The 12,924-nt window shown below is 68.4% G+C and carries 14 protein-coding genes and 1 pseudogene; 7 read left to right on the top strand and 8 right to left on the bottom strand.

Translation table 11 applies throughout. From position 1 onward, the window contains the following. Positions 1-136: 136 nt before the first annotated feature. Positions 137-928 carry a hypothetical protein gene (locus ACFV9T_RS04455; RefSeq protein WP_385436587.1) on the bottom strand — a complete coding sequence of 264 codons (792 nt, stop codon included), beginning with the start codon at positions 926-928 and terminating at the stop codon, positions 137-139. 322 nt (positions 929-1,250) lie between these two features. Here ACFV9T_RS04455 and ACFV9T_RS04450 point away from each other — a divergent pair, with 322 nt between their 5' ends. After that, a complete protein-coding gene (locus ACFV9T_RS04450) occupies positions 1,251-1,664 on the top strand; it encodes a nuclear transport factor 2 family protein (RefSeq protein WP_385436586.1) in 414 nt (137 codons plus the stop codon). Here ACFV9T_RS04450 and ACFV9T_RS04445 read toward each other — a convergent pair. Next, positions 1,654-1,953, bottom strand: a complete 300-nt coding sequence (locus tag ACFV9T_RS04445) for a hypothetical protein (RefSeq protein ID WP_385436585.1) — start codon at positions 1,951-1,953, stop codon at positions 1,654-1,656. The two genes, ACFV9T_RS04450 and ACFV9T_RS04445, sit on opposite strands and share 11 nt — an antisense overlap. Positions 1,954-2,179: 226 nt before the next feature. On the opposite strand from ACFV9T_RS04445, the gene ACFV9T_RS04440 reads away from it, so the two are divergent. Further along, positions 2,180-3,328 carry a DUF475 domain-containing protein gene (locus tag ACFV9T_RS04440; RefSeq protein ID WP_385436584.1) on the top strand — a complete coding sequence of 383 codons (1,149 nt, stop codon included), beginning with the start codon at positions 2,180-2,182 and terminating at the stop codon, positions 3,326-3,328. 91 nt (positions 3,329-3,419) lie between these two features. Here ACFV9T_RS04440 and ACFV9T_RS04435 read toward each other — a convergent pair whose 3' ends face one another. Next, complete coding sequence (locus ACFV9T_RS04435; protein ID WP_385436583.1) at positions 3,420-3,809, bottom strand: low affinity iron permease family protein; 390 nt, start codon at positions 3,807-3,809, stop codon at positions 3,420-3,422. A gap of 269 nt (positions 3,810-4,078) precedes the next feature. Here ACFV9T_RS04435 and ACFV9T_RS04430 point away from each other — a divergent pair, with 269 nt between their 5' ends. After that, positions 4,079-4,723, top strand: a complete 645-nt coding sequence (locus tag ACFV9T_RS04430) for a hypothetical protein (protein WP_385436582.1) — start codon at positions 4,079-4,081, stop codon at positions 4,721-4,723. A gap of 323 nt (positions 4,724-5,046) precedes the next feature. Here the strand turns inward: ACFV9T_RS04430 and ACFV9T_RS04425 are convergent, their stop codons facing one another. Together ACFV9T_RS04425 and ACFV9T_RS04420 are read right to left on the bottom strand one after the other, a co-directional pair. Beyond that, on the bottom strand, positions 5,047-5,619 hold the full coding sequence (locus tag ACFV9T_RS04425; protein WP_385436581.1) for a hypothetical protein: 573 nt from the start codon (positions 5,617-5,619) through the stop codon (positions 5,047-5,049). Between the two features lie 260 nt (positions 5,620-5,879). Further along, on the bottom strand, positions 5,880-6,788 hold the full coding sequence (locus ACFV9T_RS04420; RefSeq protein WP_385436580.1) for a LysR family transcriptional regulator: 909 nt from the start codon (positions 6,786-6,788) through the stop codon (positions 5,880-5,882). A gap of 132 nt (positions 6,789-6,920) precedes the next feature. Between ACFV9T_RS04420 and ACFV9T_RS04415 the strand changes: the two genes are divergently transcribed. The 4 genes from ACFV9T_RS04415 to ACFV9T_RS04400 all read left to right on the top strand — a co-directional run bounded on the left by ACFV9T_RS04415 (position 6,921) and on the right by ACFV9T_RS04400 (position 10,055). Next, complete coding sequence (locus ACFV9T_RS04415) at positions 6,921-8,039, top strand: PrpF domain-containing protein (RefSeq protein WP_385436579.1); 1,119 nt, start codon at positions 6,921-6,923, stop codon at positions 8,037-8,039. Then, complete coding sequence (gene dctA / locus ACFV9T_RS04410; RefSeq protein ID WP_385436578.1) at positions 8,036-9,442, top strand: C4-dicarboxylate transporter DctA; 1,407 nt, start codon at positions 8,036-8,038, stop codon at positions 9,440-9,442. Before ACFV9T_RS04415 ends, dctA begins: the two co-directional genes overlap by 4 nt. Before the next feature lie 75 nt (positions 9,443-9,517). Next, a complete protein-coding gene (locus ACFV9T_RS04405) occupies positions 9,518-9,850 on the top strand; it encodes an FAD-dependent oxidoreductase (protein WP_385436577.1) in 333 nt (110 codons plus the stop codon). Beyond that, positions 9,798-10,055: an FAD-dependent oxidoreductase gene (locus ACFV9T_RS04400; protein ID WP_385436576.1), complete on the top strand. Its 258-nt coding sequence runs from the start codon at positions 9,798-9,800 to the stop codon at positions 10,053-10,055. Before ACFV9T_RS04405 ends, ACFV9T_RS04400 begins: the two co-directional genes overlap by 53 nt. A 577-nt stretch (positions 10,056-10,632) precedes the next feature. Here the strand turns inward: ACFV9T_RS04400 and ACFV9T_RS04395 are convergent. From ACFV9T_RS04395 to ACFV9T_RS04385, 3 genes and pseudogenes are all read right to left on the bottom strand, one after another. Beyond that, positions 10,633-11,526 (bottom strand): helix-turn-helix transcriptional regulator, encoded by an 894-nt coding sequence (locus tag ACFV9T_RS04395; RefSeq protein WP_385436575.1) that lies wholly within the window; start codon positions 11,524-11,526, stop codon positions 10,633-10,635. 27 nt (positions 11,527-11,553) lie between these two features. After that, positions 11,554-12,360, bottom strand: coding sequence for an SDR family oxidoreductase (locus tag ACFV9T_RS04390; protein WP_385436574.1), 807 nt, complete (start codon positions 12,358-12,360; stop codon positions 11,554-11,556). A gap of 325 nt (positions 12,361-12,685) precedes the next feature. Then, a pseudogene (locus ACFV9T_RS04385) lies at positions 12,686-12,844 on the bottom strand (pirin family protein); the annotation flags it as partial. Between the last annotated feature and the right edge of the window lie 80 nt (positions 12,845-12,924).

The following is a 12,924-nucleotide window of genomic DNA, read 5'->3' as shown; positions in this document are numbered from 1 at the left end:
GCTAGGCGGAATCGGCCCGAATGTGTTTGCGTTCTTACCCCGGAATGGCCTCCAGCGAGGCAGGATCTCTCTCATAGCGGCCACAGCCCGGAAGATTCTTGCTAATCAGCAGGTCAGGGGCGTTCGGCGATGCGGGCTAGGACACGGTGAGGATGCGGTGCTGGCCGTGGGCGGCCAGGGGCTCGGCGTCGTGGATGCTGGTGACCCAGGTGACGGCGGCGTACCGGCCGGGGGAGAGCGGCGGGGCGAGGGTGACGGCCCGGCCAGGGGAGAGCGGCGGGGTGCCCAGCCAGCGGGTGATGTCGAAGGGCGGGGGCGCGGTGTGGTCGAAGAACGCTTGGATGTCGTCCTCGGTGACGGTGTCGTCGGCGATGGGGTAGAGGACCAGTTCGTTGACCTGGCCTCGCATGCGGTTGACGTACCGGAGGGGGCGGCCGGGCCTGAGCTGGCCGCACAGGTCGAAGCGGGGTCCCAGGCCGGGGGCCTCCCGGGCCGTGACGGTGGCCGCGGGGGCGGCGGCCGGGGCCTGGTCGCGCGGTGGGCGGACCGTGAGCGTGCGGACGTACTCCTGCCCCGGCGCGGGGTCGCGGCCCCGGTCGCCCTCGAAGTCCAGGAATTCCAGGATCAGATAACGGCCGGGCTCCAGCCCGATGGTGAAGCCGGTGTCCGTGCCGACGTGGGTGAAGCCGCCCCCGTACAGCTCGGCGGCGGCCATCAGGGCCTTGGCCGCCTCGATGTTCTCCCGGCCCTCGGTCGCGAAGACGCTCCGCAACCGGGTACGGAACTCCGCCTCGCTCACGCCGCGCCGCAGCCGGGCGAGGCCAACGGCGCCCGTCCGGTGGCTGGTGGTCCGTAACCGGAAGGCGACGGCGCCCGAGCGGGCCGCTGCGGGAGCCGAGAAGCCGTCCTCTCCGGTGACGATGTCCAACGCAGGAACGTGTGGGCCGTGGGGCGCGCGTGCTCGCGCCGTGCCGCCCATCACCGCCGTAGCACCCAGCGCCGCCAGGCCCGTCAGGGCGCCGCGTCTGCTGAACCGAACCATGGGATCGTCCTCTCCGAAGGCGTTGCCGCCCACACCTGCCACATCGCGCATCACTCCGACTCGGATAGAGACGCGGACCGGCCGGCGACCGTTGCCTACACCTGCCGCAAGGTGGACCGTGGCGTGGCCGTGGCCAACTGGTGGGTGGGTCGGCGATGATGACGGAAACCCGCCAGCCCTGCCCCACCGCCCCGCCTACTGTCGCGGCATGTCACAGGACAGTCGCACCATCGTCGAGGCCGCATGGCAGGCGTTCGCCACTCATGACGCCGATCAGATATCCGCGGTCTTCACCGAGGACGCCGAATGGCTCGCTCCGCCGGGAAACGCCACGGCGATCGCCCTGGACGCCCCGAGCCACATGGTCGGCAAGCACGCGATCACACGCTTCCTCGCCGACGACTTCCCCCGGCTGTTCGTGCGCGACGTCGCGGTCACCTTCCACGGCTTCCACGTCGACGGAGATCGGGTGATCGTGGAGGAAACCATGACGGCGACTCTGGCCGACGGCAACCACTACGCCAACGACTACTGCCTCGTCTTCGAACTCCGGGACGGCCTCATCCACCGGGTCCGCGAGTACATGGATACCGCCCGCGGACACCGCATGATCAGCTTCTGAGGCTGTAGTGGAGCAGACGGGAACGGGCGGTCTTCTCGTCCAGCCCCAGTGCCTGCCCGATCTCCTCCCAGGACACCTCGTCGGCCTCCGCGCCGTACGCCGCCTCGCGCCCGATGCGCCGGGTGACGCGCTCCAGGACCGCCACACCCTTCAGCGCGGCCAACGGCGCCTCAAACGCTAAGGCGTTCAGCTGCTGCACGCTCTCGCCTCGCCAGCCGCAGGCACACGAGCCGCGCGGCTGCGCCGCCTTCGGCGCGCCCAGCGTGCCGTCGTCTCCGTGGTGTGCCACATGACGTTCCTCCTGCGACGGTTCGGGAACTGCGGGATGACTCGCCATCAGCCGGGCGCGTCCTCATCGATACCGCCGCGGTCGCCCCGGCCAGGAAGCCGCCCGCCCGTGGACGGCGGGCCCGACGAACCCAACGGGGGTGCGGGGAGGCTAGACTTCGGGGTCAATGTTTCGTAAAAACCAGGTACGGCGCGGGGGAGCCCCGTACAAAACGATTGGGTAGCCAGTGCTTCTGAAAACGTTCGGCTGGTCGTTCGCGGTCACCGCGCTCGGCTTGGTGGCGGCGGTGTTCTACGGGGGGTGGACCGGCTTCGGGATCGTGGCGATCCTGTCCATCCTCGAGATCTCGGTGTCCTTCGACAACGCCGTGGTCAACGCCGGGATCCTGAAGAAGATGAACGCCTTCTGGCAGAAGATCTTCCTCACCATCGGCATCCTGATCGCGGTCTTCGGCATGCGCCTGGTCTTCCCGGTCGTGATCGTCGCCGTCAGCGCCCAGATCGGTCCGATCGAAGCGGTGCGGCTCGCGCTCGACGACAAGGACAAGTACCAGCAGCTGGTGACCGACGCCCACCCGTCGATCGCCGCCTTCGGTGGCATGTTCCTGCTGATGATCTTCCTCGACTTCATCTTCGAGGACCGGGAGATCAAGTGGCTCGGCTGGCTGGAGCGTCCGCTCGCCAAGCTCGGCAAGGTCGACATGCTCTCGGCCTGCATCGCGCTCATCGTGCTGCTCGTCACCGCGATGACCTTCGCCACCAACGCCCACCAGCACGGCGGCATCCATGTGGACAAGGCGGAGACCGTCCTGATCGCCGGTATCGCGGGCTTGATCACCTACATGATCGTCGGCGGCCTCTCCGGCTACTTCGAGAACAAGCTCGAGGAAGAGGAGGAGCGCGAGCACGAGGCCGAGGAAGAGGCCAAGAAGAGCGGCAAGCAGGTCCCGGCGGTCGTGATGGCGGGCAAGGCCGCGTTCTTCATGTTCCTCTACCTGGAGGTCCTGGACGCGTCCTTCTCCTTCGACGGCGTCATCGGCGCCTTCGCGATCACCAACGACATCGTCCTGATGGCACTCGGCCTCGCCATCGGCGCGATGTATGTCCGCTCGCTCACGGTCTACCTGGTCCGCCAGGGCACCCTCGACGACTACGCGTACCTGGAGCACGGCGCGCACTACGCGATCGGCGCCCTCGCCGTGATCCTGCTCGTCACCATCCAGTACGAGATCCACGAGGTCATCACGGGCCTCGTCGGCGTCGTCCTGATCGCCTGGTCCTTCTTCTCCTCGGTCCAGCGCAACCGCAGGCTGGCGGCGGCCGAGGGGAAGGACACGGGGGCCGGCGAAAAGGCTGAGGTCTCCTCCGGCGTCTGAGCCGGGCCGTCAGGCGGACGGCAGGAGTGGCGCCAGGCCGTCGAACCAGCCCCTGGCGCCACTCCAGGTGCGGTGGCCATCCCGCGCGTGGTCAGCTCTGCTTGTCCAAGCTGATGGCCTGGCGGAGTTCCTCGCTCGCCGCTCCCGGTTCGTGCCGCTGGTTCTCCAGCAGAGCGGCGGCGATGGCGTCGAGCTTGCGCTGGATGGCGTGTTCTGCGCGCCGTTCGGAGTTCTTCAGCAGTGCCAGAAGCAGCAGCGACACGGCGGACATCGCCTCGCCCACCAGCAGCAGCCACGGCGTGGGCAGCTTCAGGGCATGCGCGGTGATCGCACCGGCGACCAGAACGAGGCACACGCCGAAGAAGCCGGGGGAGCTGGTGAAGTTCGAAGCGTGTTCCGCCAGGCGCGTGAACCAGCCCGGCCGGTCGCCGTCACGGTGCGCGGGATGCTGAGGCGCGATGAGGTCTCCAGCCGTCCTCACGACGCCCCCCGGTGGGCAGGGGCCTGCGACCCCGCCCGCTCCAGGCGTGCCATGCGATCAGCAGGGTCCTCCGCTCCGGTGGCCGTCGACACTACGTTCTCCCCATGGTCGGCACTACGTTCCTCCAACGGTCGGCCCCCATGCGGGACCCGACCAAACCTGTGAATTCGAGCTGATATGGCCGTGCCTACCCCGCCTTCCGCCGAGCATGCACCTGTGTGAACCGGCCGACATACCGGGACGGCAGGGCTTGTTCTACGATCTTCCGCATGGCGAAGCGCGCGGTACATCGGCGGGCCCGGAAGATCCTGGGTGAGGAGCCCGTGGCCCTGGTCTGGTGCGAGATCCGCACGCGCATCCCCACGCCGCCTAAAGACGTGCACCGCGCCGCGGGCAAGGGACGGCTCAAGCCCGGCCACCACTGGCTGCTGTATGTCGGGGCCGTGGTGTTCTTCTTCGTCGTCATCCCGATGATGCTGATCGACAAGCTGAGCGACCCCTTCGACTGGCCGCGCCGGTCGCGACGGGACCGCCGACCACGGGCCGCAGAGCCGGATAATCGCCGACAGGACCCGACCAACGGTGTCTTCGATGGAGACTGGAACCTGACCGCAGGTCAGCTTCTGCTGCACTGGTACGGGCATTCGCCCAACCCCAAACGCCTGGTCATGCTGGGGCGCGATCGCGTCTGCATCGCCACGTCTCCTCGCCGTCGACTGTCGCCCACCAAGGCCGACGACTTCCGGACCGTCGCGGAGTTTCCCCTCGACCAGGCCCACGTCGAAGGCGAGGCGGGCCAGCCGCGCGGATTCGCCACGTTCCGGCTGCGCTTCGCCGACGGCTCCTGGCTGGAGGTAGGACGGCTGGCCGAACCCGAGGACGCCGACCACTTCCTTCGCACCGTCAGCGCCTGACCAGCCAAGTCCGGGGACACCGTTGGGTGTTGTACGTACGAGGCGCGGAAAAAGTGTGCCAAGCGCCCCAACGGAATGGTGCCTCTCCGGTTGACCGGAGAGGCACCACTAGCCCGCGTATCAGTACGCACCTCGCAGCGGGCCTTCGCGAGTCTGGACGAGCCGTTCGTACGCTGGCCACGGGCTTGCTGCGGCACGACCGCGCACTCTGCCGCAGGCTGAAGAGGAAGTCGCATGGCCCACGATATGACGGCTGAGTGTTGCGTCGAACGGCTCGGCAGAGTTGCGGGTGGCCGCGGTCGGATGCCCTGGCCCGGTTGGGATCAGCTTCTGAGGCTGTAGTGGAGAAGGCGGGACTGGGCGGTCTTCTCGTCGAGCCCCAGCGCCTGGCCGATCGTCTCCCAGGACACCTCGTCGGCCTCCGCGCCATACGCCGCCTCGCGGCCGATGCGCTGGGTGATGCGCTCCAGGATCGCCACACACTTCAGCGCGGCCACCGGGGTGTCTACCGTCAGCGCGTCCAGCTGCTCCTCCACCTGGGTCAGAAGCGTTTCCAGCCCTGTCGGCAGGGGCACTGACCGCGCCCGGACCTCCTCGACGTGCTGCTTCCAGTCGTCGTGAGGGCCCGAGACCTCGAGGTCGAGCCGGGCATCGACCACCTCGTCCCAGTCGATCGGATACAGGCTCTCGCCACGCCAGCCGCACGCGCACGAGCCGCGCAGATGCGCCGCCTTGGGCGCGCGCAGCGTGCCGTCGTAAATCCACCACTCACTCAGGGACGGCACGGAACCGGAGCTGCCGACGTCGTAGTACACCGGCTTGGGCTCGCTGCCGTCCGCCAGAACCGCTGAGGGCTTGCCCTCATGAGACGAGCCGAACTCGGTGGTCTGCCACATGGCGCTTCCCCTGCGACTGTTGGGAGCAAATAGTCTAAGTTGATGCTGCTTTGGGGCAGTGTCCCGCATGAGGCGAGTGCGTCGCAGGTTTTCACTTGGATACGCCACATCGAGGGGGCGCGAGCGGACGTGGGCTCGTAGCAGATGAGTACGGTGACGTGACATCACACTGAGCGAGAAGACACGTGAGTTCGTGCGGCACGGGAGCGGTCTCTCCGCGACGGATCGCGGGTGTTCTGACCGGCCGGTTTCCGCCTATGTCATGACGGTGTGCCGGACGTGGCGCTGTCGCGCAGGAAGCCCGCGAAGGCCTGGGCGGCGGGGGTGAGGGCGTGGTCGCTCATGCGGACGAGGAGGATGCGGCGCACCGGGGCGGGGGGTTGCAGCGGCAGGACGCTGACGCCGTCTCGGATGCCTTCCAGGGCCAGGGTGGGGGCGAGGGCGACGCCGATGCCGGCGGCGACCATGGCCTGGGCCTCCTGGTAGTCGTGGGCCTCGTAGGCGATCTGCGGTTCGAAACCGGCTGTGTGGCAACTGCGGGCGAGGGCCTCGGCCACCGGGTGGTTCTCGGCGCGGGTGATCCAGGGGTCGTTCGCGAAGTCGGCGAGGGCGGCCAGGGCGCGGCCGGCGAGGGGGTGGTCCTCGCTGACGAGGAGGGCCGGGGGGTCGTCGGCGAGTGAGGTGACGACGATGTCCTCGCGGTCGATGCGGTTCCAGTCGTAGTCCCACATCAGGGACATCTCGATTTCCCGGTTCTCCAGCATCGCCCACAGGCCAGCGATGCGGGCGCTGCGCACGGTCAGCCGTACGTCGGGGTGTGTTTCCCGGAAGGCGATCACGGCCCGGGGGAGGAGGGAGGCGCCGACGGTGGGGAAGGTGCCGATGCGGAGGGTGCCCGCGCGCAGCCCCGCGAAGTCGGCGAGTTCGTTCTCCGCGGCTGTCAGCTCCCGCTCGATCCGCTCCCCGCGTATTGCCAGGGCGCGTCCCGCGTCGGTGAGCGTGACGCCCCGCGCGTGGCGCTCCAGCAGCGGTTGTCCGGCCTCCGTCTCCAGTCGGCTGACCTGCTGGGACACCGCTGAGGGTGTGTAGTTGAGCGCCCGCGCGGTGGCGGTGACCGAGCCGCGGCGGGCGACCTCGGTGAAGAGCAGGATGCGCCGTACGTCGAGCATCGCGCCACCTCCAGAGTTAACTCCAACTTAATACCCGTGCAGATTTCCGAGATTGTACTTCACGCTCTTCGCGCTCACCGTGGATCACACCACGCACGGAGGTGCCGTCGGGGTGGCCATGAGGAGTCTGTTGTGTTGCGTCTGCAGGGCGAGATGATCCGCGGAGGAACCAGCAAGTGCTGGATCTTTGACCGTCGCGATGTGGTGGCGACCGGTGTGGACGCCGACACCGTGCTGCTCGCCGCCTACAACGCCGCCGACCCCCGCCAGATCGACGGCGTCGGAGGCGCCTCCTCCACCACCTCCAAGGCCGCGATCGTCCAGCCGTCGGTCGAGCCGGGCATCGACGTCGAATACGCCTTCGCGCAGGTCGGTATCGGTGACGAGCGCGTGGAGTGGACCAGCAACTGCGGCAACTGTGCCACCGCCGTCGCCCTGTACGCCGTCCACAACAGCCTGGTGCCGATCACCTCGGACTCCACCACGGTGCGGATGCTCAACATCAACACCCGGGCCCGTCTCACCGGCACCATCCCCACCCCGGGCAGCACGGCCCCCGACGAGGGCACGGCCGCGGTGCCGGGCACCGTGGCGCTCGGTGTGCCGGTCCTGCTCGGCTTCGAGGACCCCGCCGGTACGAGCACGGGCCGCGCCCTGCCGACCGGACGTGCCCTGGACACCCTGACCGGGCCCACCGGTCCGGTCGAGGCGTCCCTGGTCGACGCCGGTGCCCCGGCCGCACTGTTCGAGGCCAAGGCGTTCGGCCTCGACGGCACCGAGTCCCTCACCGAGTTCGCGGCGGTGGTGCCCGCGCTCACCGTGCTGCGCCGTGAGGCCGCCCTGGCCATGGGCGTGGCCGACCGGAGCGACCCGGTCAGCCACGCCGTGCCGAAGGTCGGCGTCGTCGCCAGGTCTGCCCCGTATCGCACCACTCATGGCACTCTGGTCGGTCAGGACGAGTACGACCTGGCCGTGCGCATGGTCTCCATGCACACGCCCCACCCGGCGATCGGTCTCACCTCGGCCGTCGCGCTGGCCACCGCTGCCGCCATCCCCGGCACCCTCGCCCACCGCGTCGCCCGGCAGACCGCCGACGGCACGGTGCGGCTTGGCACCCCGGCGGGTGTCATCACCGCCCAAGCCGTCCCCGCGCCGGACGGCGGGTCCCCCACGGTGCTGCTGCATCGCGCCGCCCGACGCATCGCCCGAGCCGAACTTCTCGTTCCCGTCCTGGAAGGACGCCCCGCATGAGCCGCAACGATGCCGCCCCGGGTACCGTCACCGCTCCACCGCGCCGCCTCCGCCGGCTGCTGTCCCTGCTCTACGTCCAGTGCCTGATCGGGGTACTCGCCGGGGCCGCCGTCGGCTGGCTGTGGCCGTCCTTCGGAGCCGATCTGGGGCCCCTCGGAGACGGCTTCATCGCGCTGGTGCGCATGATGATCGCGCCGATCATCTTCTGTACCGTCGTCCATGGCATCGCTTCCATGGGCAACGCGCGCGCCGTCGGCCGGGTCAGCGTCAAGGCGCTGGTCTACTTCGAGGTGCTGACCACCGTCGCCATGGTGATCGGTCTGGTCGTCGTCAACGTCGTCCAGCCCGGCGGCGGACTGCACGTCGACACCTCCACCCTCTCCACCGAGGGCCTGCCGCCGGAGGCGACCGCGAGTCATGAAAGCTTCTCCGCCTTCGCCCTCGCCATGATTCCGGACACCCTGCTCAGCGCGCTGACCGGCCACGAGATCCTGCCCGTGCTGGTGATATCGGTGCTGTTCGGCTTCGGCCTGCACGCCAGTGGGGAAGCGGGTCTGGGGATCGCCCAGGGCATCGAGAAGCTGTCCAAGGTCCTGTTCACGCTCATCCGCTGGATCATGCGACTGGCCCCGCTCGGCGCCTTCGGCTCCATGGCCTTCACCATCGGCAACTACGGGCTGGACACCCTGCGCCACCTCTTCCTGCTGGTCGGCTCCTTCTGGCTCACCGCCCTGTTCTTCGTCCTGGTCGTGCTGGGCGCGGTCATGCGCATCAACGGCCTGCGCCTGCTGCCCTTCCTCCGCTACATCAGGGAAGAGCTGCTGATCGTCCTGGGCACCTCGTCCACCGAGCCGGTGCTGCCCCGCATGATGGGCAAGCTGCAGCACGTGGGTGCCTCCAAGCCGGTCGTCGGCATCACGCTGCCCGCCGGGTACTCCTTCAACCTCGACGGCACCGCGATCTACCTGACCATGGGCTCGGTCTTCCTCGCCCAGGCACTCGGCATCGACCTCAGCCTCCCCCAGCAGCTGTCGATGCTCGCCGTCATGCTCCTGACCTCCAAAGGCGCCGCCGGGGTCACCGGCTCCGGCTTCATCGCCCTGGCCGCCACCCTCAGCGCCGTTCCGCACGTACCCGTCGCCGCCCTGGCGCTCATCTTCGGCATCGACCGCTTCATGTCCGAGGCCCGCGCCCTGACCAGCCTGGTCGGCAACGGCGTCGCCACCCTGGCGGTGGCCAAATGGGAGGGACAGCTCGACGAGGACCGCGCCAAGGCCGTCCTCCGCGGCGAAATCCCGTACACCTCCGCTCCCGAGGCCGAGCCCACCCCTGGCGAGAAGCCTCTGGGCGCCGACCCGAAGGCAACGGCCGGAACGGACCGTGACCCCGTGCCCGCCGGCTGACATACCCCACACATAGCCGGTCCGGAGCCCGTGCTCCGGACCGGCCCCTTCCCGTGATCAGGAGCACCCGCGTTCATGACAGCACCCTGGGACGTCATCGTGGTCGGCGGCGGAAACGCCGGCTTCTGCGCAGGGCAGTCCGCCCGACTGGAGGGGGCTCGAGTCCTCGTACTGGAGAAGGCGCCACGGCAGTGGGCCGGTGGCAACTCCTACTTCACCGCCGGCGCCATGCGCACCGGCCACGGCGGACTCGCCGACCTCAAGGATCTCGTCGAACCGTCCGCTCAGGACCGCTTCCCCTCTCACCGACCTCGCCCCGTACACCGACGACGATTTCCTCGACGACCTGGCCAGGGTGACGCGTGGGCGCACCGACGCCGACCTCGCGCGGATCCCCGGTGGCGGTAAGGGAATGATCGAGCAGCATCTGGCGGCCGCCGAACGCAATGGAGTGCACGTACGCTTCGACGCCCCCGTCACCCGCCTGGTCACCGCATCCGACGGCGCCGTCCACGGTGTGGTGCTCGCTGGCGGAGACGTGCTGGAATCCCGCGCCGTGGTTCTCGCCGCCGCCTGGAGCACACGCCTGGCCAGTCTTCCACGGAAATGCTGACGGAGAACGACCGGCAATCGTTGCTCAGTGATCCGGCCGAGTCGGAAGAACAAGCACCGGCAGTTCGCCCTCCACCTGAACTGTCAAACGAAGGCCGACACCGGCAGTGCCGCTGGCGGTGAGAGATGTGGCCCTCACCGACGGGGGATGTGGTGAGGGCCATGTCAACAGGTGCTGTACGACGGCAGCTACTCCGCCCCGGTGTTCCGCGGCGGGACGTGCCCGTCGAGTAGGGCCGTGGGGCCGGGGCTACGACCTGTTGAGCGCGAGCTGACTCAGGACGACTTCGGCCTCGCCGGACCCGAGGAGTGACGCCGCAGCGGGCCACGGGGGAAGAGGACAGAACGCACGAAGGAGCGGTCGCACCCTCGATACGGGTATGCGACCGCCCCTTCGTCTGCTGTGGTCAGGAAGCCGCGACGCTCCGCAGGATCAAGTCCTCGGCCCGCTCCAGATCGGCTTGCGAGCGCAGACTCACTTCGCCCGCCGAGATTTCGTCCGCCGGTAGGTGAAGTCGTGCTGCTGCGGCTCCATCCGCGCCCCCCGGGCACCAGAAGCCGCTCATCGACCGGTTGGCCTATCCGTTGTGTGCTTCGAGCTCGGTCGCCAGCGTCTGTTGGGTGGCCGCCCACGACGCCAGGAGCGCTAGATTGTCAGCGGTCGGTGTGCCTGCGGGTGCGGTGAAGACGTTGAGGTGCAGGCCGGGTTCGGCGGGAAGTTCCAGGGATTCGACGTCCAAGTCGAGCTGGCCCACGATCGGATGGCGCACACGCTTGCGGCCGGACCGGTGCAGCCGCACGTCCTGAGATGCCCACCGCTGCCGAAATTGCTCACTGCACGTTGACAGTTCGCCGACTAGGGCGATCAGCTCCTCGTCGTGCGGATTGCGGCCGGTTTCCATGCGTAGCTTCGCGGCCACGGCACCGGTAATTTGGTCGTAGTCGACAAAGAAATCTCTGGCCGCCTCGGGGTTGAGATAGACGAACCGCGCTGTGTTCGCGGGGCGTCGCGGGTCGGCCAGCACCGGTGAATACAGCGCGCGAGCGAGTTGATTCATGGCGAGTACGTCATAACGGCCGTTACCGATCCAGGCCGGCGCATCGGAGATCGCGTCGAGCACCTGCCGCAGCGTCGAGCGCACCGTCACAGCAGGCCTACGCCGGCGTGGGCCGCTGGGCGCCTTGGATTGGCGCGCGAGGTGGAACAGGTGGTCGCGCTCGGCCTCGTCGAGTTGCAAGGCAGAGGCCAACGCGTCGAGCACGCCATCGGAGGCACCGGCGAGGCTGCCGCGTTCCATGCGCACGTAGTAGTCGACCGATACCCCCGCCAGTAGCGCTACCTCCTCGCGGCGCAGACCTTTGACCCGACGGTTGCCGCCGTAAGCGGGCAGGCCCGCCTGCTCGGGTGCGATGCGGGCGCGACGCGAGCTGAGGAACGCCCGGATCTCGGTGCGTAGATCCATCGTGGCCATCCCCTCACCGTAAGCCCGTCCCGCAGTCTAAGGGGTACCCGATGCGGTCGTCGCGATGCCGCCGTCTACCGGGATGATGGTGCCCGTGAGGTAGGACCCGGCCCGGCTAGCGAGAAACACGGCGATACCCGCCATGTCGTCGTCGCGGCCGAGCCTGCGCAGAGGGGCCGCCGCCGCGATCGTGTCGCCGATGGCATCGAGCGTGGACGCCATCATCTGCGACGGGAACACTCCCGGTGCTACCGCGTTCACCGTGACGTGCTGTGGGCCCAGCTCTCTGGCAAGCACTCTGGTGAGTTGATGGAGTGCCGCTTTGCTGCTGGCGTACGAGTAGTTGGGCGACTGGGCGACGTGGATGGCGCCGATACTGCCGATGTTAATGACCCGCGCGGGATCATCGGCGGTGCCCGCCCTGCGGAGTGCGGGGAGCAGCGCCTGCACCAGCCAGAACGGCGACTTGAGGTTGAGGTCGATCACTGTGTCCCAGGCCTCGTCCGGGAACGTCGCCAGCGGCTCGCGCCACATCGCTCCCGCGTTGTTGACAAGGATGTCCAGGCGTTCCGAGTCGACCTTGACAAGATCAGCGAGGCGCTGACACTCGTCGTGCCGGGAAAGGTCGGCGGGGATTGCTTGAACGTCGCCGAATTCGGACAGTAGATGCTGTGCCTCCGCGCACGCGTCTGCCTTGCGTGAGCTGATGACGACGCGGGCGCCCGCCTGGAGAAGGCCGCGCGCAATCATCATCCCAATGCCCCTGGTGCCACCAGTGACAAGGGCGTACTTCCCACTCAAATCGAAAAGCTCTGTGTGAGTGGTGAATTGGCGGTCCGCCATTGGTCTCCGTCTCTTCTGTCGTGGAAGAATGCGCCGACACGGTCGCGTATTCGGGGCAGCTGAATGGAACTGATGGGGGTAAAGCTGCAGTGCGTGTCCATGGGGTGTTGTCGGCGCTTTCGACTCAACCAGGTTGACAGGCGTTTGGGGCGTCTGGGAGACCCTGGTGATACAGGTACTGTGAGAGCCCCCCTGCCTGGTGTGCTGACTCAGCCCGGATCCACCGGCTTGATTCCCGGTTAAGGTCTGCCAGAGGCTGTCACAGACGGCCGAACCTGAGACTTATCGCCGCCCCGCTGAGGCAGTCACAAATGGCGTGTCCGCGTCAGCGCGTGCGTCCGCGCGGTTTTAGCGGGACCGGGGGGAGTTCGGGGGCGGGGAGGGGCGGGCCGTCGTAGCCGTGGACCTGGCCGAAGTCGCGGCCCGCCGTCCAGTCGGCGCGGGCCTGGGCGATGTCGTCGTGGGAGCGGCCGATGAAGTTCCACTACATATCACATAATATCCATCTTCGTGCAGGTCAGGAACGCATCGGACTCTGGTGGGGCCCTACCTGTGGCTGATCAG

It is taken from the genome of Streptomyces sp. NPDC059850 (genome assembly GCF_042731515.1).
Taxonomy (GTDB): Bacteria; Actinomycetota; Actinomycetes; order Streptomycetales; family Streptomycetaceae; genus Streptomyces.
Note: the sequence above shows the minus strand (reverse complement) of the source record. Positions and strands in the feature narration are given on the sequence as shown.

Bases quoted from the DNA above. Each gene is read 5' to 3' on its own strand.
- ACFV9T_RS04450 (WP_385436586.1), top strand. From the start codon at position 1,251: ATGTCACAGGACAGTCGCACCATCGTCGAGGCCGCATGGCAGGCGTTC.
- ACFV9T_RS04430 (WP_385436582.1), top strand. From the start codon at position 4,079: ATGGCGAAGCGCGCGGTACATCGGCGGGCCCGGAAGATCCTGGGTGAG.
- ACFV9T_RS04425 (WP_385436581.1), bottom strand. From the start codon at position 5,619: ATGTGGCAGACCACCGAGTTCGGCTCGTCTCATGAGGGCAAGCCCTCA.
- ACFV9T_RS04420 (WP_385436580.1), bottom strand. From the start codon at position 6,788: ATGCTCGACGTACGGCGCATCCTGCTCTTCACCGAGGTCGCCCGCCGC.
- dctA (WP_385436578.1), top strand. From the start codon at position 8,036: ATGAGCCGCAACGATGCCGCCCCGGGTACCGTCACCGCTCCACCGCGC.
- ACFV9T_RS04405 (WP_385436577.1), top strand. From the start codon at position 9,518: ATGACAGCACCCTGGGACGTCATCGTGGTCGGCGGCGGAAACGCCGGC.
- ACFV9T_RS04395 (WP_385436575.1), bottom strand. From the start codon at position 11,526: ATGGCCACGATGGATCTACGCACCGAGATCCGGGCGTTCCTCAGCTCG.
- ACFV9T_RS04390 (WP_385436574.1), bottom strand. From the start codon at position 12,360: ATGGCGGACCGCCAATTCACCACTCACACAGAGCTTTTCGATTTGAGT.